Origin of the sequence: Actinoplanes sp. OR16, assembly GCF_004001265.1 — a bacterium.
GTDB lineage: Bacteria > Actinomycetota > Actinomycetes > Mycobacteriales > Micromonosporaceae > Actinoplanes.
In genome coordinates this window covers 2075563-2097376 of sequence record NZ_AP019371.1, presented here as the reverse complement: position 1 = coordinate 2097376, position 21814 = coordinate 2075563, and the positions used below count along the sequence as shown (strand labels likewise).

General features: G+C 69.8%; 17 protein-coding genes. 7 read left to right on the top strand and 10 right to left on the bottom strand.

The window, feature by feature from the left end:
- Positions 1–2 precede the first annotated feature (2 nt).
- The gene (locus EP757_RS09715; RefSeq protein ID WP_127544044.1) at positions 3–665 is read right to left on the bottom strand and encodes a DUF4097 family beta strand repeat-containing protein; all 663 of its coding nucleotides are present in this window, start codon (positions 663–665) and stop codon (positions 3–5) included.
- A gap of 219 nt (positions 666–884) precedes the next feature.
- Between EP757_RS09715 and EP757_RS09710 the strand changes: the two genes are divergently transcribed.
- The gene (locus EP757_RS09710; protein ID WP_127544042.1) at positions 885–1652 is read left to right on the top strand and encodes a helix-turn-helix domain-containing protein; all 768 of its coding nucleotides are present in this window, start codon (positions 885–887) and stop codon (positions 1650–1652) included.
- Here the strand turns inward: EP757_RS09710 and EP757_RS09705 are convergent.
- Together EP757_RS09705 and EP757_RS42740 are read right to left on the bottom strand one after the other, a co-directional pair.
- Positions 1645–2061 carry an iron chaperone gene (locus EP757_RS09705; RefSeq protein ID WP_127544040.1) on the bottom strand — a complete coding sequence of 139 codons (417 nt, stop codon included), beginning with the start codon at positions 2059–2061 and terminating at the stop codon, positions 1645–1647. The two genes, EP757_RS09710 and EP757_RS09705, sit on opposite strands and share 8 nt — an antisense overlap.
- 13 nt (positions 2062–2074) lie before the next feature.
- On the bottom strand, positions 2075–2236 hold the full coding sequence (locus EP757_RS42740; RefSeq protein ID WP_160165773.1) for a hypothetical protein: 162 nt from the start codon (positions 2234–2236) through the stop codon (positions 2075–2077).
- Between the two features lie 80 nt (positions 2237–2316).
- Between EP757_RS42740 and EP757_RS09700 the strand changes: the two genes are divergently transcribed.
- Together EP757_RS09700 and EP757_RS09695 are read left to right on the top strand one after the other, a co-directional pair.
- Complete coding sequence (locus EP757_RS09700) at positions 2317–4431, top strand: helix-turn-helix domain-containing protein (RefSeq protein ID WP_232050441.1); 2115 nt, start codon at positions 2317–2319, stop codon at positions 4429–4431.
- Between the two features lie 116 nt (positions 4432–4547).
- Complete coding sequence (locus EP757_RS09695) at positions 4548–5324, top strand: DNA adenine methylase (protein ID WP_160165772.1); 777 nt, start codon at positions 4548–4550, stop codon at positions 5322–5324.
- On the opposite strand, the gene EP757_RS09690 is transcribed toward EP757_RS09695, so the two are convergent.
- The 4 genes from EP757_RS09690 to EP757_RS09675 all read right to left on the bottom strand — a co-directional run bounded on the left by EP757_RS09690 (position 5314) and on the right by EP757_RS09675 (position 8976).
- A complete protein-coding gene (locus EP757_RS09690) occupies positions 5314–6078 on the bottom strand; it encodes a heme ABC transporter ATP-binding protein (protein ID WP_127544034.1) in 765 nt (254 codons plus the stop codon). The two genes, EP757_RS09695 and EP757_RS09690, sit on opposite strands and share 11 nt — an antisense overlap.
- On the bottom strand, positions 6075–7088 hold the full coding sequence (locus EP757_RS09685) for an iron ABC transporter permease (protein WP_232050440.1): 1014 nt from the start codon (positions 7086–7088) through the stop codon (positions 6075–6077). The genes EP757_RS09690 and EP757_RS09685 overlap by 4 nt, the downstream gene beginning before the upstream one ends.
- 77 nt (positions 7089–7165) lie before the next feature.
- Positions 7166–8185: a hemin ABC transporter substrate-binding protein gene (locus EP757_RS09680; RefSeq protein WP_127544032.1), complete on the bottom strand. Its 1020-nt coding sequence runs from the start codon at positions 8183–8185 to the stop codon at positions 7166–7168.
- Complete coding sequence (locus EP757_RS09675; RefSeq protein WP_127544030.1) at positions 8182–8976, bottom strand: hypothetical protein; 795 nt, start codon at positions 8974–8976, stop codon at positions 8182–8184. The genes EP757_RS09680 and EP757_RS09675 overlap by 4 nt, the downstream gene beginning before the upstream one ends.
- Positions 8977–9094: 118 nt before the next feature.
- On the opposite strand from EP757_RS09675, the gene EP757_RS09670 reads away from it, so the two are divergent.
- The 3 genes from EP757_RS09670 to EP757_RS09660 all read left to right on the top strand — a co-directional run bounded on the left by EP757_RS09670 (position 9095) and on the right by EP757_RS09660 (position 12246).
- A complete protein-coding gene (locus EP757_RS09670; protein ID WP_127544028.1) occupies positions 9095–10264 on the top strand; it encodes an HtaA domain-containing protein in 1170 nt (389 codons plus the stop codon).
- A 46-nt stretch (positions 10265–10310) separates the two neighbouring features.
- On the top strand, positions 10311–11441 hold the full coding sequence (locus EP757_RS09665) for a WxL protein peptidoglycan domain-containing protein (protein ID WP_127544027.1): 1131 nt from the start codon (positions 10311–10313) through the stop codon (positions 11439–11441).
- Positions 11442–11592: 151 nt separating this feature from the next.
- A complete protein-coding gene (locus tag EP757_RS09660; RefSeq protein ID WP_160165771.1) occupies positions 11593–12246 on the top strand; it encodes a heme oxygenase (biliverdin-producing) in 654 nt (217 codons plus the stop codon).
- Between the two features lie 1494 nt (positions 12247–13740).
- Here EP757_RS09660 and EP757_RS09655 read toward each other — a convergent pair.
- The gene (locus EP757_RS09655) at positions 13741–17016 is read right to left on the bottom strand and encodes a DUF4132 domain-containing protein (protein ID WP_127544023.1); all 3276 of its coding nucleotides are present in this window, start codon (positions 17014–17016) and stop codon (positions 13741–13743) included.
- A gap of 60 nt (positions 17017–17076) precedes the next feature.
- Here EP757_RS09655 and EP757_RS09650 point away from each other — a divergent pair, with 60 nt between their 5' ends.
- Positions 17077–18180: a low specificity L-threonine aldolase gene (locus EP757_RS09650; RefSeq protein WP_127544021.1), complete on the top strand. Its 1104-nt coding sequence runs from the start codon at positions 17077–17079 to the stop codon at positions 18178–18180.
- A 61-nt stretch (positions 18181–18241) separates the two neighbouring features.
- Here the strand turns inward: EP757_RS09650 and EP757_RS43340 are convergent, their stop codons facing one another.
- Both EP757_RS43340 and EP757_RS09640 read right to left on the bottom strand, forming a co-directional pair.
- Complete coding sequence (locus EP757_RS43340) at positions 18242–19840, bottom strand: polysaccharide lyase family 1 protein (RefSeq protein ID WP_197725508.1); 1599 nt, start codon at positions 19838–19840, stop codon at positions 18242–18244.
- Between the two features lie 106 nt (positions 19841–19946).
- Positions 19947–21791, bottom strand: coding sequence for a sigma-70 family RNA polymerase sigma factor (locus EP757_RS09640; RefSeq protein WP_127544019.1), 1845 nt, complete (start codon positions 21789–21791; stop codon positions 19947–19949).
- Between the last annotated feature and the right edge of the window lie 23 nt (positions 21792–21814).

The window sequence follows — 21814 nt, the reverse complement described above, 5'->3', positions numbered from 1 at the left end:
AATCAGAGGCCGCGGGCGACGATGTCGCCGACAGCGGTGGTCGCGTGGATGGCGAGCTGCACGTCGCCGTCGTTCTTGAGGCTGTTGGTGACGCGGCCGCTGGTGGTGCCGGCGTCGAGCGAGGCCGAGACGCCGGCGGCGGCGGCGATGGAGATCGAGCCGGCCTGCGTACGAAGGACCACCTCGCCGCCGGCCGCCTCGGCGATCCGGATGTCGCCCTGAGCGGTCGTGATCTCGGCCGGTCCGCCGAGGCGGACGATCGAGACGTTCCCGGCCGAGGTCGTGACCTTGGCGCTGGTCACCTCGTCGACCTCGATGCCGCCGTGCGCGCCCTCGAAGACCAGGTCGCCGAGCGGGCCGGTGCTCCGGATCTCGGCGCTCGCCGCGGTGGCCTCGACCCGTGAGCCGGCGGGCAGCTGGACCGTCACGTCGACCGATCCGGACGAGCCGAGGATCTGGTTCTTCACGGTGGTCTCGATCCGCAGGACGCCGCCGGCGAACTCGACCCGCGTCTGCTCGGCGGCCTTCACGTCGCGGCTCTTCGAGGCGTCCTGCGGCAGGACCTCGACGGTGGCGTCGGCCCGCTCGCCGGCGACGAACCGGATGTTCCCGGCGGGGATGTCGAGGATGGCGGTGATGGCGGCGGTGGTGTCGAAGCTCTTCACTGTTCTCTCCCGTGTTCGTTGATTCCGATGTGGGAAAAGCTACGTTGCGTTCACGAGTGAGGCAACACTGTTGTTGCTCTGCGAAAGAGAAACTGCACTTCAGAACCGCAAAATCATTGCAATGGAGACGAAACTGAATGCAACAGCGGCTTCTCTGCGTTGCAATGGAACGAAAGTGAACGCTATGCTGGCGGCACACGGAACACGAAGGAGGCCGCGATGCCGGGAGGCAGGCTCACTCAGCAGGAACGCCAGCAGATCGCGCTGGGGGTGGCCGACGGCCTCGCCTACGCGGAGATCGCCCGGCGGCTCGACCGTCCTACCTCGACCATCACCCGTGAGGTGATGCGCAACGGGGGCCCGGCCGGCTACCGCGCCGACCTCGCGCACCGGGCCACCGAACGTCGTGCGCACCGGCGCGGGCAGACAGCGACCCGAGGTGCGGAGGCGCCACGGCCGGCCGACGGGCGTGATGCGGAGGCGGTCCGGGAGTACGAAGAGCTGTTCGTCACGTACATGATGCAGTCGGGTCTGCCGAAGATGATGTCCCGCCTGCTGACCAGCCTCTACATGACCGACACCGGCAGTCTGACGGCGGCCGAGCTGGCCCGGCGCCTCGAGGTGAGCCCGGCGTCGATCTCCAAGGCGGTCGCGTTCCTGGAGAGTCAGGAGCTGGTTCGCCGGGAGCGCGACGAGCGGCGCCGCGAGAGGTACGTCGTCGACAACGAGCTGTGGTACCAGTCCTCGATCCAGAGCGCCAAGGCCAACCTCGCGCTGGCCGAGCTGGCGCGCAAGGGCGTCGGCGTCTTCGGCGCCGGCACGCCGGCGGCGGTCCGGTTCGAGGGCATCGCCCGCTTCCTGGACTTCCTCGGCGAGAGCATGATCCGGGCTGCCGAGCAGGCCCGCGAGATCCTGTTCACCGAGCCGCCTACGGACGAAGGGCCGCCATCCGAGGATGACGGCCCTTCGAAACACGAGGTCAGCTGAGCGCCTGCTTGATCAACGCGACGATGGTGGATTCCGCAGCGTCGTCCAGGGCGGAGATCGCGAAGTAGGTCGGCCAGACCGTCCCGTCGTCGAGGCGGGCCTCGTCGCTGAAGCCGAGGATCGCGTACCGGGTCTTGAACTTGGTGCTCGGCTGGAAGAAGCAGACGGTCTTGCCGTTACGGGCGTAGGACGGCATGCCGTACCAGAGCTTCGATGTCATCTCCGGCGCGTGCTCCTTGATCAGCTCGTGCAGCCGCTGCCCGATGACGCGATCGAACTCGGCCATGTCGGCGATCTTCGCGAGCACCTCGGGCTCGGCGTCGCCGCGGCGGCCCTTCAGCTCCTTGGCGCGCTGCTTCATGGCGTCGCGCTCGGCGTCGGTGAACCCGTCGTAGGTCTTGGCAGTCATCTCTTCGATCCCTTCAGAACGCTTGCTGACGAGTGGGGGCGTTGAGCCGGTTGAACGCCGGAATCACCATCGCGGGATTCGGCATCCGCTCGATCGACATCTCGTCCTCCGTTCCCGTTGCCGTGTGGCTGATGGTTCCCGTGTCGGTGCCCGCGGTTCGCGGTTCGTGGGACACCGTGGAACACCCGGACGCCGCTGACCTGCGCAGACAGAGGGTGATCCGGATGTGTGGGCCGGGACGGTACGGTGTTCCACGTGCCCGGCCCGCAGGAGCGACTGGTCGAACAACTCGCCCGGATCAAGGAACTGAGCGGGCTCAGCCTGCGGGCTCTCGCCCGTGACTCCGGTCTGAGCAGCTCGTCGCTGTCCCGATACCTCAACGGCCAGCTCGTACCGCCGTGGGATGCGGTGGTCGCGCTCTGCCGCCTGGTCGGACGTGATCCGCGGCCGCTGCGGGCGGTCTGGTCCGAGGCGTCCAAGGCCGGCCCGGCCCCGGCGCCGCGGCGCAACGACCTGCCGGCCGACCTGTTCGACTTCACCGGCCGGCAGCGGGAGTCCACATCGGTCGCAGACCTGCTGCGTACGGTCGGCGCCGTAGCTCTCGACGGCATGGCCGGGGTCGGCAAGACCAGCCTCGCCGTGCACGTGGCCCACCGGCTCGCCCCGGCGTACCCGGACGGCGGCCTCTACCTGGATCTGCAGGGCTTCACGCCGGGCCAGGAACCCGTGGATCCGCAGGCGGCGCTGGCCCGGCTGCTCAGCGCCCTGGACGTCACCCACCTGCCGGCGACACTGACCGAGCGGGCCGCGCTCTGGCGGTCGGAGCTGTCCCGCCGCCGGGCCCTGGTGGTGCTCGACAACGCGGCCGACGCGGATCAGGTTCGCCCGCTGCTGCCCGGTGCCGGCAGGTCAGCGGTCCTGATCACCAGCCGATCCCGCCTGGTCAGCCTGGACGGCGTGCCACCGATCTCGATCGAGCCGCTGGCCGGCGACGACGCGGCCGCCCTGTTCAGCCGAGCGGCGGGCCTGGACGGCGGACCCGAGGATGTGAGCCAGGTGCTGGACCAGTGCGGCGGGCTGCCACTGGCTCTGCGGATGGCCGGTGCGCGACTCCGGCACCGGCCAGGGTGGACGGTCGCCGTGCTGGCCGAGCGGCTGCGTGACTCCACGAACCGGTTCGACGCCGTCTTCGGCATGTCGCTGCGCCAGCTCGACTCGGTGCAGCGCCGCACGTTCCGGCTGCTCGGCGTGATGCCGGGAACGGATTTCGACACCGCGGTGGCGGGCGCGCTCACCGGCATGCCGGCCGGTCGGGTCGACGAGGCGCTGGAGGAACTGGTCGACGCCCATCTGCTGCGGGAGATCGCGCCGGCCCGCTACCGGATGCACGACCTGATCAGGCAGTACGCGGCGGACCTGGCAGCCGAGGAGGAACCGCAAGCCGGCGACGCGGTTCGGCGGGTGCTCGCTCATTACCTGGACCGGGCGCGGGAGGGCGACCCGGCGTGGTTCGACCTGGAATACCCGAACCTCGTCGCGTGTGTCGACGCCGCCGTCCGGATCGGGATGGACGAGGTGACCGCGGAGCTGCCCAGGGCCATGCGCGTCTACTTCTTCCGGCGGCGTGGCACCGACGAACAGTCCCGCCTGCTGGAGGCCGCCTCAGTTGCCGCCGGTCGCCTGGGCCGGGACGAGCTGCGAGCCGAGTTGCTCTCCGACCTCGGCTGGGCCAGGGCGGCTGCAGGCCGGATCAACGAGGCGATCGACGCCTACGAAAAATCTCAAGAAATCAATATTAATCCGGCACTTCACCTGCGGCTCGGGCTCGCCTATCGCGATCTTGGAAACTTCGAGGTGGCAAGGGAGCACTTCCGCAGGGCACGGAGCGGACCCGCCGCATCCCAGGCGCTCGCCTTCGAAGGATGGGTGACCTTGCGGCTGGGGCAGCGGGATGAGGCGATCGAGTTGGCCCGCGAGTCGCTGAACCTGGCCGAAGGGCCGGCCCGGATCACCGGCTTGGTGACACTGGGCCTGGCAGAGCAGGACGCCGAGCCCATCGGCCGGGCGCTCACGATCGCCGAGGAGAACGATCTCGAGCATCAGCAGGCCTGGTGTCACAACCAACTGGGCGTGATCCTGCGGACCACCGACCCGGAGCGGGCTCTCCAGCACCACGAACGTGCTCTCGCGCTGCTGGAGAACCTGGCCGAGGTCCAGATCGAGATCGACTGCCTGCACGAGTACGCCGCCACCTGCCGTGCGACCGGCCGGACCGCCGAGGCAGCGGCCGCGAACAGCCGGATCATCGACCTCGCGAGGCGGCTCGGCCACCCGCGTGACGAGCAGCGTGCCCGCGAGTCAGCAGCGTAGGACGGCCCGCCGGCCCTCGATGGGGTGAAATGGCGTTATCAGCCCTTTCGCCATGCTTTTTAGCACTAGAAATGTGCTTGTCCACCATATCGATACCGTCAGCCAGGGTGGCGCTGATGCTTACGCGCAGGTCAGCGGCGTTGCGTTACCCCGGCGCGAAATGGTCGATAGCCGGTTTCGTGGCCGCCCAATTCGATAGCCACTACCACTATCTCGAGCCCTATTTCGGCAGTGGCGCGGTCTTCTTCACCAAGGAGCCGTCACCGCACGAGCTGATCAACGACACCAACGGCGCCGTGGTCAACCTGTTCCGGATGCTGCGCGACCGCACCGAGGAACTGTGCTGGTCGCTCGAGACGACACCCTGGTCCCGGGACGAGTACGCGATCTCCGACGTGCCGACCGGCGATCCCCTGGAGGACGCCCGCCGGTTCGTCGTCCGGGTCTGGCAGGCGCATGCGAGTGACCTGGCGAAGAAGACCGGCTGGAAGACCCGGGGCGTACGCCAGCGCGCCCGTGGCATGTCCGACCGCTGGAGCCGGGTCCCCGACGAGCTGCGGTCGATGGCCTGGCGGCTGGCCGAGGCGGAGATCGAGAACCGGCCGGCGATCGAGGTCATGAAACGGTTCTCGGCGCCCGACTGCCTGATCTACGCCGATCCGCCGTACCTGCCGGAGGTGCGCACCCAGCGGATGTACGGCCAGGAGATGACGACGGCGGAGCACGTCGAGATGCTCGACGTGCTCCGCCACCATGCCGGTCCCGCGGTCCTCAGCGGTTATGACAACGAGCTCTACAACCGGGCGCTCCCCGGCTGGCGGCAGGTCACCGTCAAACCGCCGAAGGTGGAGAAGGGCGCCGCCCGCACCGAGAAGCTCTGGATCAAGCGCTAGGCCGATGCGGGACGATCAGCGGCGTGCCCGTGCGCGGGTGGTCGATCACGTCGACCCGGTGCTGGTAGACCTCGCTGAGCAGCTCCTCGGTGAACACCTCGGCCGGTGGCCCGGACCGGCGTACCTTCCCGGCGGCCAGGACGTACGCCCGATCCGCATAGGCGGCGGCCAGGCCGAGGTCGTGCAGGACCACCACCACTGCGGCGCCGTCCCCGGCCCGGGCTCGCGCCGCCGCCATGACCAGCTCCTGATGCCGCAGGTCGAGGGCGGCGGTCGGCTCGTCGAGCAGCAGCACCGGCGTCCGCTGCGCCAGCACCCGGGCCAGTGCGACGCGGGCCTGCTCACCGCCGGACAACGCCGGGAACGGCCGATCCTCGAACGGCGTCGTCTCGGTCCACTTCATCGCCTCGGCGACGGCCGCCTCGTCGTCCTCGGCCTCCGGCCGTCCGGCCCAGGGCGCGCGGCCCATCCGGATCACCTCGCCGACGTCGAACGGGAACGACAGCGTCGCCTTCTGCGGCAGCACCGACCGCAGCCGAGCGAGTTCGATGGGTTTGAACGCTTTGATGTCGCGCCCGAGGATAGAGATTTCTCCGGAATATCCGACGTCACCCGCCAGCGCCGCCAACAGCGTCGACTTACCCGCGCCGTTCGGGCCGACGAGCGCCACCACCTCGCCCGGATCGACATTCAGGTCCACATCGGAGACGACCGCGCGACCACCCAGCCGTACCGAAACCCCGACCGCCCTCATCCCCAGCCTCCGGCACGTGCCCGGGTGCGGCGCAGCAGCCAGAAGAAGGCCGGCCCGCCGACCACGGCGGTGAGCACCCCGAGCGGTAGTTCCTGGTAGTCGATGGCGGTCCGGGCGATCAGGTCACCGGTCACCACGATCACCGCGCCGCCGAGCGCGCTCGCCGGGATCAGCACACGGTGACCGGGCCCGGCGACCATCCGGATCAGGTGCGGCACGACCAGCCCGACGAAGCTGATGATCCCGGTGAACGCCACTGCCGACGCGGTGAGCAGCGCGGTCGCCACGATCGCGATGATCCGCAGCCGTTCGGTGTCGACCCCGAGGTGCCGGGCCGGTCGTTCGCCGAGGGCCAGCAGGTCGAGCTTGCGGGCGCAGGCGGCGGCCACCGCGAGCCCGGCGATCATGCAGGGCCCGGCCACCGCGACGGCTCCCCAGGTGGCCTGTGCGAGGCTGCCGAGCTGCCAGAACGCGATGGCCCTGACCCCGTCGTCGTCGGTCATGAACATCAGCAGACCGAGCAGGGCGCCGGCGGTCGCGTTCACCGCGACGCCGGTCAGCACGAGTGTCACGACCTCGGTGCGGCCGCCGGCACGCGACATGGCGTACACGGCGAGCGTCGTGATGATCCCGCCGGCGAAGGCGGCCGCAGCGGTGCTCCAAGGTCCAAGAATCGTGACGCCACTGACGATCGCCGCCGCCGCGCCCACCGCCGCTCCCGAGGAGACGCCGACGACGCCCGGCTCGGCCAGTGGATTGCCGAAGACACCCTGCATGAGGGCGCCCGCGCAGCCCAGCGACGCTCCGACGATCACCGCGAGCACGACGCGCGGGAACCGCACGAGCCAGAGCGCGTTCTCGCCCTGCACCGCCGACGGCAGCGGCCCGATGTCCAGCCCGAGCCGGTGCAGCAGCGATCCGGCGACCTCGGCCGGCGAGATCGGCACCTGGCCCTTCCCGGCCGCGACCAGGCAGATGATCAGCAGCGTCAGCCCCAATCCGAAGATCAAGACCGCTTTCTTGTACGCCGGCCGCGACCGTGCGGATTCCCGCGACCGTCGATCTTGGACCGTCGCCACTTCCGGACTCAGCTGCACGGGCCGTAGACCGCCTTGGCGAGAGCCTCCACGGCTTTACCCGTCCGGGCGCCGAAGTTGAGCAGGATGCCGTCGTCCATGTCCACGATCCGCTTGTTGATCCCGGCCGGGGTCTGCGCGACGCCGGGCAGCTTGAGCAGTCCGTCCACGCCGTCCACCGAGTTGAGTCCCTCGGTCATCACCAGGATCACGTCCGGCGCCGCGTTGATCAGCCCTTCGCTGGTCAGCGGCCGGAATTTCTTCAGCCCGATCTCACTTCCGGCGTCCACGGCGCCGATCGCCTCGATCATCGAGTCGGATCCGGCGCCCTCGCCACCGATCAGGAACACCCCGGCGGTGCCGCGCACGTAGAGGAACGCGATCCGCGGCGGCGTGCCGTCCTTCGGGGCCGTCGCCCGGGCCGCGTCGATCTCCGACTGCACCCGCGTGACCAGTTGCTCACCGGCCTCCGGGACGCCGAGCGCCGCCGCGACGGCCCGGATGTGGGCCGGCACCGCTGCGAGGGTCTGCGTGTCGTCGACGATCACGACCGGGATGCCGGCGTCGCGGATCTGCTTCAGTACCGTCGGCGGCCCGATGCTGTCGTCGGCGATCAGCACTGTCGGGTTCAGCTCGAGGATCGCCTCGGCCGACAGGTCGTGTCCCTGCGGCGTGACCAGCGGAAGCCTCGCTGCGGCCGGGAACGTGGTGGAGGTGTCCCGGCCGATGACCCGGTCACCCAGGCCGAGGCTGAAGACGATCTCGCCCAGTGAGCCGTACAGGTTCACTGCCAGGATCCGGTCGGCGCTCTTCACCGTCACCTTCCGCCCGTCCGCGGAGTCCACGGTGACCGGCAGTGCCGGGGCCGGCGCCGGCGTGATCGGCGCGATGTCGTCGTCGGCGAGTTTCGCGGTCGTGACACCGCAGCCGTTCGCCGGCGCGGCCTCGGCTTCCGGGCCGAGTTCGCTGACCGAGGTGCAGCCGGCGGTCGCCAGGATCGCCGCGACCAGGATCGCCATCCTCGTTCTCATGCGCTGTTCCCCTTCCGGCGGCGGATCCGGCCCACGACCGCGGATCCGAGGACGCCGACCAGGAACGCGCCGCCGATCGCCCACCAGTGCCCCATCGGGGTGGCGGTGCTGGTGCGGCTCAGGATCGGCTCGGCCGCGGCGACCGCGACCGGAGCGGTGGTGGCATCGGGCGGCGCCGCGGTGGCGAGGCGTCCGGTGGGCGGTCCGACCGGCTTCTTGCTGCCGTTCGGCTTGGCCGCAGTGGTGGATGTCACCCCGCCCGTCGCGCTTCCTGTCGTGACGGGCGCGGCGGTCGCTGCCGGTTGGTCCGTTTTGGCCGGGGCGAATCTCACCGGAATGCGGACATCTTGCGAACGATCATCGGTGCGGGTGTGGTCATTTCGGGTCACGATGGCGCATCCGCGAACCGCGCAGTCGATGTCGCCGATCATCTGGCTGACCTTCAGCGTCACCTTGAACGAACCGCCCTTGCCATAGGGAGTCGTGAGTCCCTCCGCATAGGACGGCGGATTCGAGGAGATCCATACGGATGCGCCGGAGCCACCCGTCATATCGGCGCCGCCACCGCACGGCGACGGCAACACGCCCGCCCCGTTGTCCAGGCAGAACGCGACGTAGATGCCCTTCTCGACGTCGTATCCCCGGCCCGTCACGGTGACCGTCTCGCCGGCTCGGTCGAGGCCCTTCGTCTGGGAAGCAGTGAGTCGTTTCGCGGCCTGTGCGGGCGTGCCCGCGACGGCCGTCGTCAGCAGCGCCAGGACCGCGAATGCGGTTATCCGGCCGATGCGCACCGTAGTCCTCCAGCGATTTTCCAGCCCGAATGATCTTGCTTTTGATCACGGGTTTAGGTGAGGCTAGCCTAACTTCGCTCGAACTCGCGAGCGTCTGCCCTATCGGAAGGAAACGAGCATGGGCACATCCAAAGGCCCGAAGCGGGTCGCACTGTTCGCCGGTGCGATCGCGATCGGTGCCGCCGCGGCGCTCACCGGGATCAGCCCGGCCCAGGCGGCTTCGGTCAAGGTGGCCGGCGGCAGCCTGGACTGGGGTTTCAAGGCGTCGTTCCGGGCGTACATCGGGACCGGCAACGGCAACCCGCCGATCGCGCTCAGCGACGGGGCGACCCGCAACACCGACGGAACCTTCGACTTCGCGGCGAAGGGTGGCACGTACGACGCCGCCGCCGGCACCGCGACGGTCAACTACAAGGGCACTGTCGTGTTCTCGTACCCCGCGCACTTCTTCCAGATCACCCTCGCCAACCCGACCCTGGTGGTCGACGGTGACGGCGTCGGTGAGCTGCGGGCCGATGTGGAACTCCAGAACGGCGGGGTCGTCCAGTCCGACCAGGAGCAGGCCGCGATCGCTTCGGTGGTGACCACCGCTCCGACGGTCACCGACGGCGCCATCTCGTTCTCGAACCTGGCGTCCACCCTCACCGATGCGGGTGCGACGGCGTTCACCGGCTTCTACACGACCGGTACCGCGCTGGACCCGATCTCGGCGTCGGCGTCTCCCTCGTCTGACCCGACCGACCCCACGGACCCTACGGACCCGACGGACCCCACGGACCCGACGGACCCGACGGACCCTGAGCCGGGCAACAGCTCCGCGTCTCAGACGATCAAGGCGGCGGTCACCGGTGGCGCGCTGACGCTCACCTCGGCCGGCTCCAACGTGGCGCTCTCCGCCGCGACCCCGGGCCAGACCGCGTCCGGCTCACTCAACGCGGTCACCGTCAGCGACCTGCGCGGCACCAACGCCGGCTGGGACCTGGTCGGCCAGGTCACCGACTTCTCGTCGACCGGTGGCGGCAAGATCCCCGCTGCCAACCTCGGCTGGACGCCGACCGCCGCGGTGGTCGACAGCACGCTCGTCGACGCAGCCGGCGTGGCCAGCAAGGTGACGGCCGGTAGCCCGGTCGCGCCCGGCACCGGCCTCGGCAGCAGCCGCACCCTCTGCAAGTCGGAGACCGGCAGCAGCCTGGGCAGCTCCACCTGTGGCGCCGCTCTCGAACTCGGTGTCCCCGAGTCCAGCGCGGCCGGTGAGTACAGCGCCGTTCTCACCCTGACGCTCGCCTGATTCATCAAAGTCCGCCCGTCTCCTCGGGCTCGCCTTGATTCATCGGGTGAGGGAACCGGCCGGGAATACCGCAATTATTCCCGGCCGGCCCGGCCCCATCGTAAGGAGCAACATGTTCGTCCGGGCCGTCCTGGCCGCCGTAACAGCCCTGGTGTCGTCTTCCCTCGTGCCGATCACGCCGGCCGTGGCAGCGCCGTTTTCGCTGGCCGCGCCGCTTGCCGCGCCGCTCGCTGCGCCGCTTTCTGCGCCGCTTTCCAAGGTCGCGCCGCTTTCGCTCGCCGCGCCTGGTGACGCAGGTGTGCGCTGGTCCGTGCAGCCGTCGAGCGCGAAGGGTCCCGACGGACGCGACTTCATCATCAGGCGTGCGTCGCCCGGCGAGCGGATCACCGACTACGTCGGCATCACGAACCTCACCGCCGAGCCGCAGGCCTTCAGCGTGTACGGCACCGACGCGTTCACCACCGACGACGGCTCGTTCGCGCTGCTCGCGGCCGCGAACCAGCCCACCGACATCGGATCTTGGATCGGTCTCGGCGCGAAGCAGTACACGGTTCCCGCGAACACCCGCCTCGACGTCCCCTTCTCGATCACCGTCCCGGACAACGCCACCCCCGGCGACCATGCGGGCGGTGTGATCGCCTCGATCGCCGAGGAGCAGGTCGACGCGAACGGCCAGAAGGTCCTTGTGGATCGCCGTATCGCCGCCCGCGTCTACCTCACCATCGCGGGCGCGGCCACACCCCAGATCAAGATCGATACGGTACGTCTGGAGTACAGCCAGTCCACGAACCCGGCAAACGGCGGCGACATGACCGTCACGTACCTGGTCCGCAACACCGGAAACCTACGCCTGAACGGGGTCGGGTCGGTGCGGGTGAACGGGCCGTTCGGCTGGGAGTTGGCGCGTACCGACGCCATGGAGATACCCGAACTGCTCCCTGGCGGTTCGGTCACCGTCACTGAGAAGATCACCGGCGTGCAGCCGACGGTGCGCCTCGCCGCCGAGGTCAGCGTGGTGCCCGCATCGTTCGACCAGCAGTTGCCGGCCGTCTCCCGCGGCACCGGAGTCTGGGCCTGGCCATGGGCGCTGGTCTGCCTGCTCGGCGCGGCCGTCCTCTACCTGTTCTTCCGCCTCGCCCGTCGCCGCATCCGTGCGCGGCGCTCCGATGCCATATGAGGACCGCTTCGGTTCCGGAGATACTGGAAGTCCGGCAGGGCTTCCACCAGACGTTCTTCTTCGCGTTCGTTCCGCGATCGCGTTCGCTTTCCCGCCGGCTGAGCATCGGAGCTCGGCACCTCGCTTCGAAGATCAGGAAGGACGAGCCGAGATGACCGGTTTCGCAGCCCGTATCCGCCGCGCCACCATGGTCGAGCACCGTGAGGCCGAGACCAGGACCTTCATCTCCCGTCTGATGGCGGGCACCATCCCGGTGGCGGGCTTCGCGTCGCTGACCGCCCAGTACCTGGTGATCTACCGGGAACTGGAGGCGGCCGCCGAGGCGATGCGCAACGACCCGGTCGCGGGCCCCTTCGCTGACCCGGCCCTGAACCGGGTGCCCTCTCTGGAGTCCGATCTGGCAGCGCTCTACGGTCCCGGCTGGGAGTCCGAGATCGTCCCGGCCGAGGCCACCAAGCGGTACGCCGAACGTCTCCGCGAGACGTGCCGCACCTCCCCGGCGCACTTCGTGGCCCACCACTACGTGCGCTACCTCGGCGACCTGAGCGGCGGCCAGCTGATCGGCCGCACGCTGTCCGAGAAGTACGGCCTGGCCCCGGCGTCGACGAGCTTCTACCGCTTCGACGCCATCCCGGACGCGAAGGCCTACAAGACCGCATACCGCCAGCGCCTGGACAACCTGGACCTCCCCGAGCCCGACCTGGAGACGGTCCTGGCCGAGGCCCGGCGAGCCTTCGCCCACAACGGCGCCATCTTCACCGAGCTGGGTACCACCTGGCCCGAAGACATCCCCGCAGCCGCCTGACCCCCTCCCCAGCCCAGCCCTCAGTCCTCAGTCCTCAGCCTCCAGTCCTCTCCCCAGCCTCCAGTCCTCTCCCCAGCCTCCAGTCCTCTCCCCAGCCCACCCTCCAAGATCCGAACCCAAGCCCCCACTCCCTCGACAAACTCTCCAAGATCCGCGTCCGAGGTGCCGTCCCCTAGCAACGTTCCAAGATCTGCGTCCCCGGGGGTGCTGGCTCTCGGTCGTAGTTCCAAAGATCTGCGTCCTGGGTGCTGGCTCTCGGTCGTAGTTTCAAGATCTGCGCCCCGGGGTGTTGGCCCTCGGTCGTAGTTCCAAAGATCCGCGTCCCGGGGTGCTGACCCTCAGCCGCAGTTCCAAGATCTGCGTCGCGGGGTGCCGCCCCCTGGCAGCATTCCAAGATCCGCGTCCGAGCTGCCGGCCCTTAATCGCGTCTCCAAGATCTGCGTTCGGGGTGCCGCCTGCTCGACGCGGTTCCAAGATCTGCGGGCGGGCTGGTAGCCGGACAGCCTCAACGCTGCTCCAAGATTCGCGACGAGGCCGTGGGTCTTGGGCGTCGGAATGTCCATCAGGAGTGCACCAGTCGGGTTCGAATTCGCGTCTGGGCATCGAATTCTCGGACGTTGGATTTCGGATTCGCGGTTCAGACTCGACAGGTCGTAGTCGCTGCCCGGCTACGGCCTGTCGCCATCCCTGCCGATTGATGGAGTGTTGTCGGGCCTGGGGCACCCACGACTTTCCACGAAGCCTCGCGATTCCAAGATTCACGCCACTCTCAGTAGCCAGCGGTGTCATCGGCAAGTGCGGGCAAGGAAGTGGCACAGGCCAAGGGCAGTGGTACAGGCCACGACAACCGTGCCGGCCCAACCCTGTGCGGACGATCCGAAGCGTCGCCACCGCACGGTCATCGCAACGCTGGCGCACCCGAAAGCTCCCAGCGCTGGCAGTTCGAAGCGCTTACAGGTTGCATCGCCTGGAGCCCTCACCGCCGCGAGCCCTCAGCGCTGGGAGACCTCAGCGCTGGGAGCCGTCACCGTCGGGAGCCCTCATCCCCTGGAGCCCTCATCCCCTGGAGCCGTCAGCGCCTGGAGCCGTCACCGCCTGAAGCTCTCACCGCCTGAAGCCGTCAGCGCTGGGAGCCCGCGGCGCCAGGAGTTGGCAGCGCTGGCAGGTTGCGGCACCAGGTGCCCGCAGCGCCAGGAGTTGGCAGGGGCGCAGTGCTGGGAGCCCGCAGCGCCAGGAGCTGACAGCGCTGGCAGAGTGGCGGCGCCGGGAGCCCTCGGCGCCGGGACTTCGCAACACAGGCACGTCGCAACACAGGGAGCCCAGAAGGCCGGAGCCCGCAAGGCCGGGAGCCCGCAAGGCCGGGAGCCCGCAAGGCCGGGAGCCCTCAATGCCGGGAGCCCGCAAGGCCGGTAGCCCGCAAGGCCGGGAGCCCGCAACGCCCGCCGGTCGCAGCGCTGGCAAAAGAACCCCCACCAACTCGCTCGAAAAATACCCCTAGTTCGTCATATCGGTAAGGTCTCGCATCAGCTCGGACGCGGCGATCGGATCCAGGCGGTCCAGTGCCACGTCACTGCTCGGGTCGCGGCGCCAGCGGGTTGAGGTGCCGTCGTGCAGGTAGGCGGCGGTTATCTTCTGGTCGGGGAAATAGGTGACCTCGCCGACCGCTATTCCCGGGTCGAGTTCCAGGGTGAACTCCACGCCGGGCGTCACTTCGAACTCCATGCGGCCTTGGATGCCGGCGTCCTGGGGTTCTTCGCGGCGCCAGCCGCGGCGTTCCAGGCCCAGGATCTTGGTGGTCGGCACGGTGATGTTCTCGAAGCCGGTCAGGGACTCGGCGGTCAGTTCGTAGGTGGAGCGGCCGAGCTGGGGGAACGGCTGCAGGATCTCGTAGTCGGCGAACAGTTCGGTCCAGGCCGCCAGCGAGCCGCCCAGGTGCAGTGGGTGGGCGACGCCGACTCGGGCGTCCGCCGGGAGTGTGAGCTCGTCGTCGTCGACAGTGGAGAAGGTGCGGTCCTCGGCGATTCGGAAAGCCCGGCCGTCGATCAGCCAGACCAGGCGGCGGGACACGTGCCAGACCAGCGGGTGGTCGACGAAGAACTGCTGGAACTCGGGCACTGACCAGCGGCGGCCCCGGACCATCGCCTGTTCGAGGCGGCGGACCTGGTCGGCCGCGATGGTCCGGACGTCCTTCTTCAGGGCGGCGAACTGCTTGAACGCCGCCGGTGCCAGATCGGCGTCGTCGCGGGCGCCCGGTTTGGGGAGTGACTTGAGGCGCTTGCCCGCCGCGTCGGTCACGAAGGGCTTGAGCTGCTCGTCGAAGCCGACGACGAACTGGCGCGGACCGTAGTCGAGCCGCAGGCTGCCGTCGGACGACAGGCCGAGGTCGGGCACGAGGCGGTCGGCGAGCTGCTCGGGGGTCAGGCCCAGGGATTCGGCCACCTCGGCCATCCGGGTCTGCGCCGCCGTCTTCAGCCCTTTGAACTTGGCCCGCTGCGCGATGCCGTGCAGGTGCATGAGGGCGACGTCGGAGCCGATCGTGGAAAGCACCGTGACGCCGGTGACCGCCTTCTGGTGGCCGCCGTCGCCGGGCCAGGTCAGGATCAGCGGGGTGAGCCGGCGGACCGTCTCGTCGTCGCCGAGCAGGCCGAGCGCGTCGAGCGTCCAGTTCTCCTTGGCTTCGGCGCCGGTCGACTGCCAGCGGTGGAACACACCCCACGCGAACTCGGCGAGGTCACCGGGTTCGCAGTGGTCCTGGACGATCGCGAGGCCGGCGTACGGACTGTCGATCTTGGATAGGGCAAGCATCGTGACGAGATGCTCGACCGCCGACGCCGGCAGTGCCCCGGAACCGTCGCGCAGACGCACCGGCGGCAGCATGCCGGGGACTGCCCAGGCCGGGTTCGGTGGCACCTTCGCCGGCAGGACCGCCAGCGGGTCGGTGGCGAGCAGAGTCTCGATCGCGGCGGCGGCCTCCGGCCCGTACTGCTGAGAGGCCTCCCGGACCGCCTGACCCTGACCGTGCGTGTGGAGGGTGAGCAGCGCGTTCTCCGCCTGCCGCCGGGCCGGGCCGGCCTTGCCGAGCGCCGGTGGGATCAGCGCCCGCCCCGCAGCAACCGGATGCCGGAGCAGCCAGGCGAGCGCCACGCCGCGCAGGCTCTTGAGCCGGGCCAGCCAGTCGGCCGTCAGCACGGCCAGCTCGGGCGAGGTGAACGGCATGAGCAGCGCGGCGGTCTCGGCGGTGCCGTGCTTGTTGAGATCGAGCAGGGCGGGCAGCGCGTCGATCTCGAAGCGGGCCACGGCGACCCGCAGCCACGGGCCGGCCTCCCACGCGCTCTGCGCCCGCCACCGCCGCATGATCGGGCGGGCCACGATCTCCGGCGCGCGGGTGAAGAAGCCCGACGCCTCGCTCCACATGCCGCGGCCGGTCAGCAGGCGCTCGGCGATCTGCGGCCAGGACAGCTTCGACTTGAAGGCGCGGGGCAGCCCGGCGGTCTGCTCCCACTGCTCGCGCTCACCCGGGAGCCAGTGGACGGCGGCCGGATCGGTGCAGGTCAGGCCGTTGATGACGATAGGTTTGGCGAATTTCGTGCGGTGCAGCCAGGGCGGATCGACCAGTAGCGCCGGCACGGCGGAGAGCGGCGCGATCACCAGCGACCGGGCTTCCTCCACGATCTGCTTCACCAGCGGCGAATCGGACTCGTCGGCCAGGGACGGGTGGGAGAGCACGTGACCGCGCAGCAGGTCGGCGATCGGGCGTTTCGCCGAGCCCTCGACGAAGAGCCGCAGAGCGCGCGCCGGATCGCGGTCGGCCAGCTCGGTCAGGGTGCTCACCACGTATTTCGCCTCGACCCGCTCGATCAGCCCGCGCATCACGTCGTCGGCGGGGATCGCGGCGAGCGCGGCGAGCAGACGTTTCTGTGCCGCGGCGTCGCCGTTCCCCTCGTCGAACCAGTGGAAGAAGGCCGGCGCGGCGGCCGGGCCGACACCGTCGAGGATCGTGCTGATCACCGCCGTCGAGTCGATGACGGTCCAGCTGTTGACGATCGGGACCAGGGCGTCGAGCTGCTCGCCGGTGCTGACGGCGGTGGTCAGAGCGGAGGCACGGTAGGAATCCTTGTCGGCGATCGCGGACAGCACGTCCTCCTCGACCCAGTCGTGCCTGGACGGGACGAGGATGGAAGTGGCGGCTGCGGCGTACCGATGAAGGGACCGATAGGGAAGCAATGCCTGGACCACTTCCTCGTACGCCGCGTCGCTCGCGGCAGCGAGCGCACGCCGGACCCGGAGCAGGACCAGCAGCGGGGCGTCGATCTGCCAGCCCTGCCGGTTCTCCCCGGAACGCAGATGACGAACGCCCGGATCGTCGCGACCGGGAAGGAACTGCCGCGCCGACGGATCGTCGTCGATCACGGTCAGCGCGTTGACCAGGACGGCTGCCTCGGCGGCGAACCGGAGACCACGCTCGGCGATGAGCAGATCGGCGAAGGAGGCCTGCTTCGCCCAGTAGGTCGAACTGCCCACCCCGGTGATCGCCGCGACGGCGGCCGGGCCGATCGGAGGGGCGGAGAGCGAACCGTCGAGCCAGGCCCGCGCGGCGGCCGCCGTCGACGGGTCGGTGGTCGGCGAGGCGAGCATGTTCGTCACCATCCCCGGACGGCGGCCGATCTGCTCCTGGACCACGGCACGCGCGCCCGGATCGGGGACGAAGCCGGACACCCCGGCGCTGCCGTGACGCGGGAACCGGTGCCTGTGCCAGTACGGACTCTCCATGCCCCGGCACGGTAACGGCCCGGTACGACAAAACCGCGAATGATCTGCGACCATCCGGCGATGCCGGAAAACACTCTGCTACGCCGTCAGGAAGCCATGCGGGCCAGCGACCGGATCCTGTCCGGCGTCCGCCCGGCCACCATCCGCGAACGGCTCGCGGACCTGGCGGCCGTGGTGGGACCGGACGAGATGCCCGACTACTACGGCGACGGGCCGGTGACGCTGCTCGAGCAGCGGGTCGCGAACCTGCTCGGCACCGAGGCCGCGGTCTGGTTCCCGACCGGGACGATGGCGCAGCAGGTGGCCCTGCGGTACGGCGCCACCGAGACGAACGCCGTCGCCCTGCACCCGCTCGGCCATCTCCTGGTGCACGAGCGGGACGCGTACGCCGACCTCACCGGCCTGCGCGCGGTCACCCCGACCACCGCTGCCCGCAACCCGACCGCCGCCGAGCTGGCCGAGCTGGACGAACCGGTCGGCACCGTCGTCTTCGAGCTGCCGATGCGCGACGCCGGTTTCGTGCTGCCGACCTGGGACCAGCTCACCGAAGCGTGCGAGGAGGCGGCGAACATCGGCGCCCGCGTGCACTTCGACGGCGCCCGGATCTGGGAGTCGGTGCCCTACCTGGGCCGGAGCCTCGTGGAGATCGCCGAGCAGGCCGACAGCATCTACGTCTCGTTCTACAAGACGCTCGGCGGGATCAGCGGCGCGGCCCTCGCCGGCAGCGCCGACCTGGCCCGGTACGCCCGAGCCTGGCGCCATCGCCACGGCGGCAACCTCTTCCAGCAGTGGCCGGCCGTCATCGCGGCGCTCGCCGGTCTCGATCGTGAGCTGCCGCGGATCCCGGAGTACGTCCGGCACGCCAGGACGGTGGCCCGCGCCCTGTCCGAGCTGCCCGGCGCCCGGGTTCTGCCGGAGCCGCCGCACACCCATCAGTTCCGGCTCTACCTGCCGTATCCGGCGCCGGTCCTGAACGCCGCCGTCCTCGCGCAGGCCGAGCAGGAGAAGACCTGGTTCGCCGGCGCCTGGCGGGACACCGAGGTGCCGGGCGTCGCGATGACCGAGATGACGATCGCGGCGGCGGCCCTGGAATGGACCGCCGCCGACGTGATCGATGCCGGCCAGAGCCTGATCAGAGCCTGCCGGCTCCAAGATCGCCGCTAGGAAGTTCCAAGATCGCGGGGTGCGGGTGCGGGTGCGGGTGCGGGTGCGGGCCGGGAACGGGTCAGAGCTTGCCGGCTCCAGCACCGGCCTTGACCAGCGCCGACACCGAAGTGGCCGGATCGAGCGTGACCGAGTAGGGCGCCGACGTGAACGTACCGGTCTGCGTGATCACCGGTTCTTCACCGCCGAAGTCGTTCCCGGAGATCACCGCGAAGCCGTCGAGGTCGGAGTCCTCGGTCGTCCAGACCGGCAGCTTCACGTTGACGAACACGTTGTTCTGCACCAGGCACTGCGACTCCATCAGGCAGTGGATGCCGCTGGTCTTCGCGTTGCTGAACAGGTTGTTGTAGAGGTGCACGGTGCCGAACCGCAGCCGCGGCAGCCGGGACGCCACGTTGTCGAACCAGTTGTGGCTGTAGGTGACGTGCAGCTTGCCGGTGTCCTCGGCGGCGTTGTTGTCGCTGTGCCCGAGCAGCGAGCCCTTCGAATGGTCGTGCAGGTAGTTCCAGGAGACGGTGACCAGGTCGGTGGCGTGGGTCAGGTCGACCATGCCGTCGTAGAAGTCCTTGCCGTGGCTGGTGTCGTTGAAGAGCTCGTTGTGGTCGATCCAGATGTGATCGGACTTCTGCGCGGCGATCAGGTCGACCGGCGCCTGCGCGAACGAGATCTTCAGGTTGCGGACGATGACGTTGCTGGCCTTCTTGATGTAGATGCCCGCGCCGGTCAGGCCGGCGTTCGCTCCGACGCCCACGATCGTCTTGTTCGAGGAGACGACGACCTGGTCGGTGCCGCTGCCGGTGAGGATCGAGGAGAGCTGCAGGATCTTGGCGCCGTCCGAGGCGGCCTCGTCGATCAGCTGGTCGAGGGAGGTGATCTTCACGGTCGTGCCGCCGGCGCCACCGGTCGTGCCGGCGCCGAATCCGATCGGACTGCTCTCGAACTTCCCGGTGCCCGGAGAGGACGTGCTGGGCGATGACGCGCTCGCGCTGGGGGAGGCGGCCGGCGAGGAGGAGGGCGACGCCGCCGGCGGAGTGGTGGGAGACGTGACTGCCGCGCTCACGCTGACGTCGTCGAAAGAGGCGCTTGCGTCGTACGTCTGAAGCCCCGCTCTTCCCTTGTCGAAGGAATCAGCGGTCGCCGACAGGATGGCGGCGCCATTGACCGACCCCGTCAGCGAGTTCCCCTCGACGGTCAAGCCGAGCGTGTAGGAGCTGCCGGACGCCACGGTCAGCGCAGCTTCACCGAGGATCGTGATGTTTCCGGACTTCACCGACTCCAGGCGCACCTTGTTCCCGCCCGTCAGCGCCAGCCGGTAGAAGCTGGTGGCACTGGTCGACCGGGCGACGATCCCCGCGTAGCCGCCGGACGCCACGGTGAGCGGCTGCACCTTCGCCGAGACGGTGTAGTCGGTCCAGTCGGTCGGGCCGGCGAACTGCCGGGACAGCGTCGCGCCGGTCTTCGTCTGCCGCAGCGCGCCGCCGGTGACCGCCCAGGTGCCGCCGGACTTGCTCCAGCCGGCGGTGTCGCCGTCCGCGAAGTCGTCGCTGAAACCGGCCGCTGAGGCGCTGTCGGCGTCCGCGAACGAGACCGACGCCAGCGCGCCCATCCCGGCCACCACCGCGGCCATGCCGGTCGCGATGAAGATGTTCCGCTTCCTCATGGGTTCCCTCTCGAAGGGGATGAGGGGGCGTGGGGGCGCCCCCGGAGACTGCCCAGAGGTGGTCCGGAGCCGGCTGTTGGTTGCGCCGCGGCCTATGTGATGCCGATCACCGCTTGACGCATCGGGCGTACCCGGACTCGATTTTGCGATAGTTCGTGTAACCGTCGTCGTAGTTGAGCGCCCACCGCTTGCCCGGCTCCGGAGCGGCCTCGTCGGACGTCCAGTACCAGCCCTTCTTGAGGGTGTCCGGGAACGCCTTGACGGTGATGGCGGGAGCGACGCGGGAGTCGTCGACGGTGGTGGAGAGTTCGCGCACGGTCGGCAGGCGGAGTCCGAGATCCTCGCAATAGGCGGTCGCCTCGGCCGCGGTCATCTCCTTCGACGTGGCACGCTGCCAGGTCAGCCCGGTCTGCGGGTCGGTCACCTGCCCGCCGGCGATCCGGTAGGCGGGCTTACCGGCACCGCTCACCGAACGTACACATCGGACGTTGAACTCGCCGTCCTGGAACGCGCCGTTACTGGCGAGGCCCTCGTAGAAGTTGATGATCCAGGCGCGCAGCGGCGTCTTCGTGACCGCCCACGGCGTCGAGGTCCAGAAGAACCGCGGCGGCGTCCCGGGGAACGCCCTCGTGTCGATCGCGGGACTGGACCGGGAATGGTCGACGATCGAGCTGAGCTCGACCCGGGCCGGCAGGTGCCAGCCGCCGCCGTCCAGCTCATCGCAGTACGCCTTGGCCTGCGCGAACGTGTAGGTCCTCGCCGCCGCCTCGCGCTGCCAGACGAGCCCTGTCACGGTGTCCCGGACCGTACCGTCGCCCAGGTTCTCGTAGCTCGCCCTCGTCTCCGGCCCCGGCACCGGCCAACCGGCCCAGCGGCTCGCCGGCGCGGTTTCGGCCGTCGTTTCAGCCGTCGTTCTCGGGGTCGTCTTCGAGTGCGCCGGGCTCGCGATCCCGGAAGGCGAAGGGCTGGGCGCGGCACTCACGCTCGGTGAAACCGCCGTGGTCACGCTGGGTGCGACGCTCACGGCCGTCTGGGCGGCGGGTGCGGGACTTGCCATGTACGCGTAAGAGCCGCCCGCAATCGCAAGAACAGCCGTGGCCGCCACTCCGGCGATCCCAGCCCGCCGAAGCCCACCCGCCACCGCCGAAACCGACCCCGTCCCGGCGCCGGTCATGCCGCCCGTGGTCGCGGCGGTGAGGGCGGCCGGTACCGGCAGTAGCGCGCAGCCGACCAGCAGGTGCTCGACGGCTACTTCGCCCCCGGAGCGGCCCTGGCAGATCCGGCAGTCGCGGACGTGCCTGTCCATCCGCTTCCGCCACAGTGGACTCGGGCGTCCGTCCCACATCGCGATGGCGCCCTCCAGATCCGCGCAGCGTGGCGTGCTGTCCAGTGCGGCGACGAGGGCGCGGCTGCGGTCGAGTTGGCCGCGCATCCGCTGGATCCGTACGGCCGCGTAGGCGACGCTCGTCTCCAGCGCGCCCGCCACCTCGGCCCGGCTCAGTTCGCCGGCTGCTTCCTGCCACCAGAGCGCGAGTACGGCCCGGTCCTCGTCGTCGAGCCAGCGGCTCGCCTCGGCCACCTGCCGGCGTTCCCCGCTGAGCCGCAGACGCAGGATCGCCAGTTCCTCGAAGTCGGCGTTCCCCGGTCCCGGGACATCGGGCACCACCGCGACGTGGGCTGCCGTGTTCGCCGTCCGCTGCCGGTGCGCAGCGACCTGGCGCATGGCGATGGCGAGCACCCAGGCGCGGACGCTCTGCGGCCGGCGCAGGGTGGGCAGATCGCGGATGACCAGCAGCATCGTCTCCTGAACGACGTCCTCGACATCGGGGTGGCCGCCCAGCGCGCGGCCGATGACGTTGTAGACGAGCGGCAGGTAAGCCCGCGCGACCTCGTCCCGAGCCCGCCGGTCGCCGCGCTGTGCCGCCGCGACGACGTCGCCGATCCTGCTCATCGCCCGCCTCCTGTGGTTGAAAG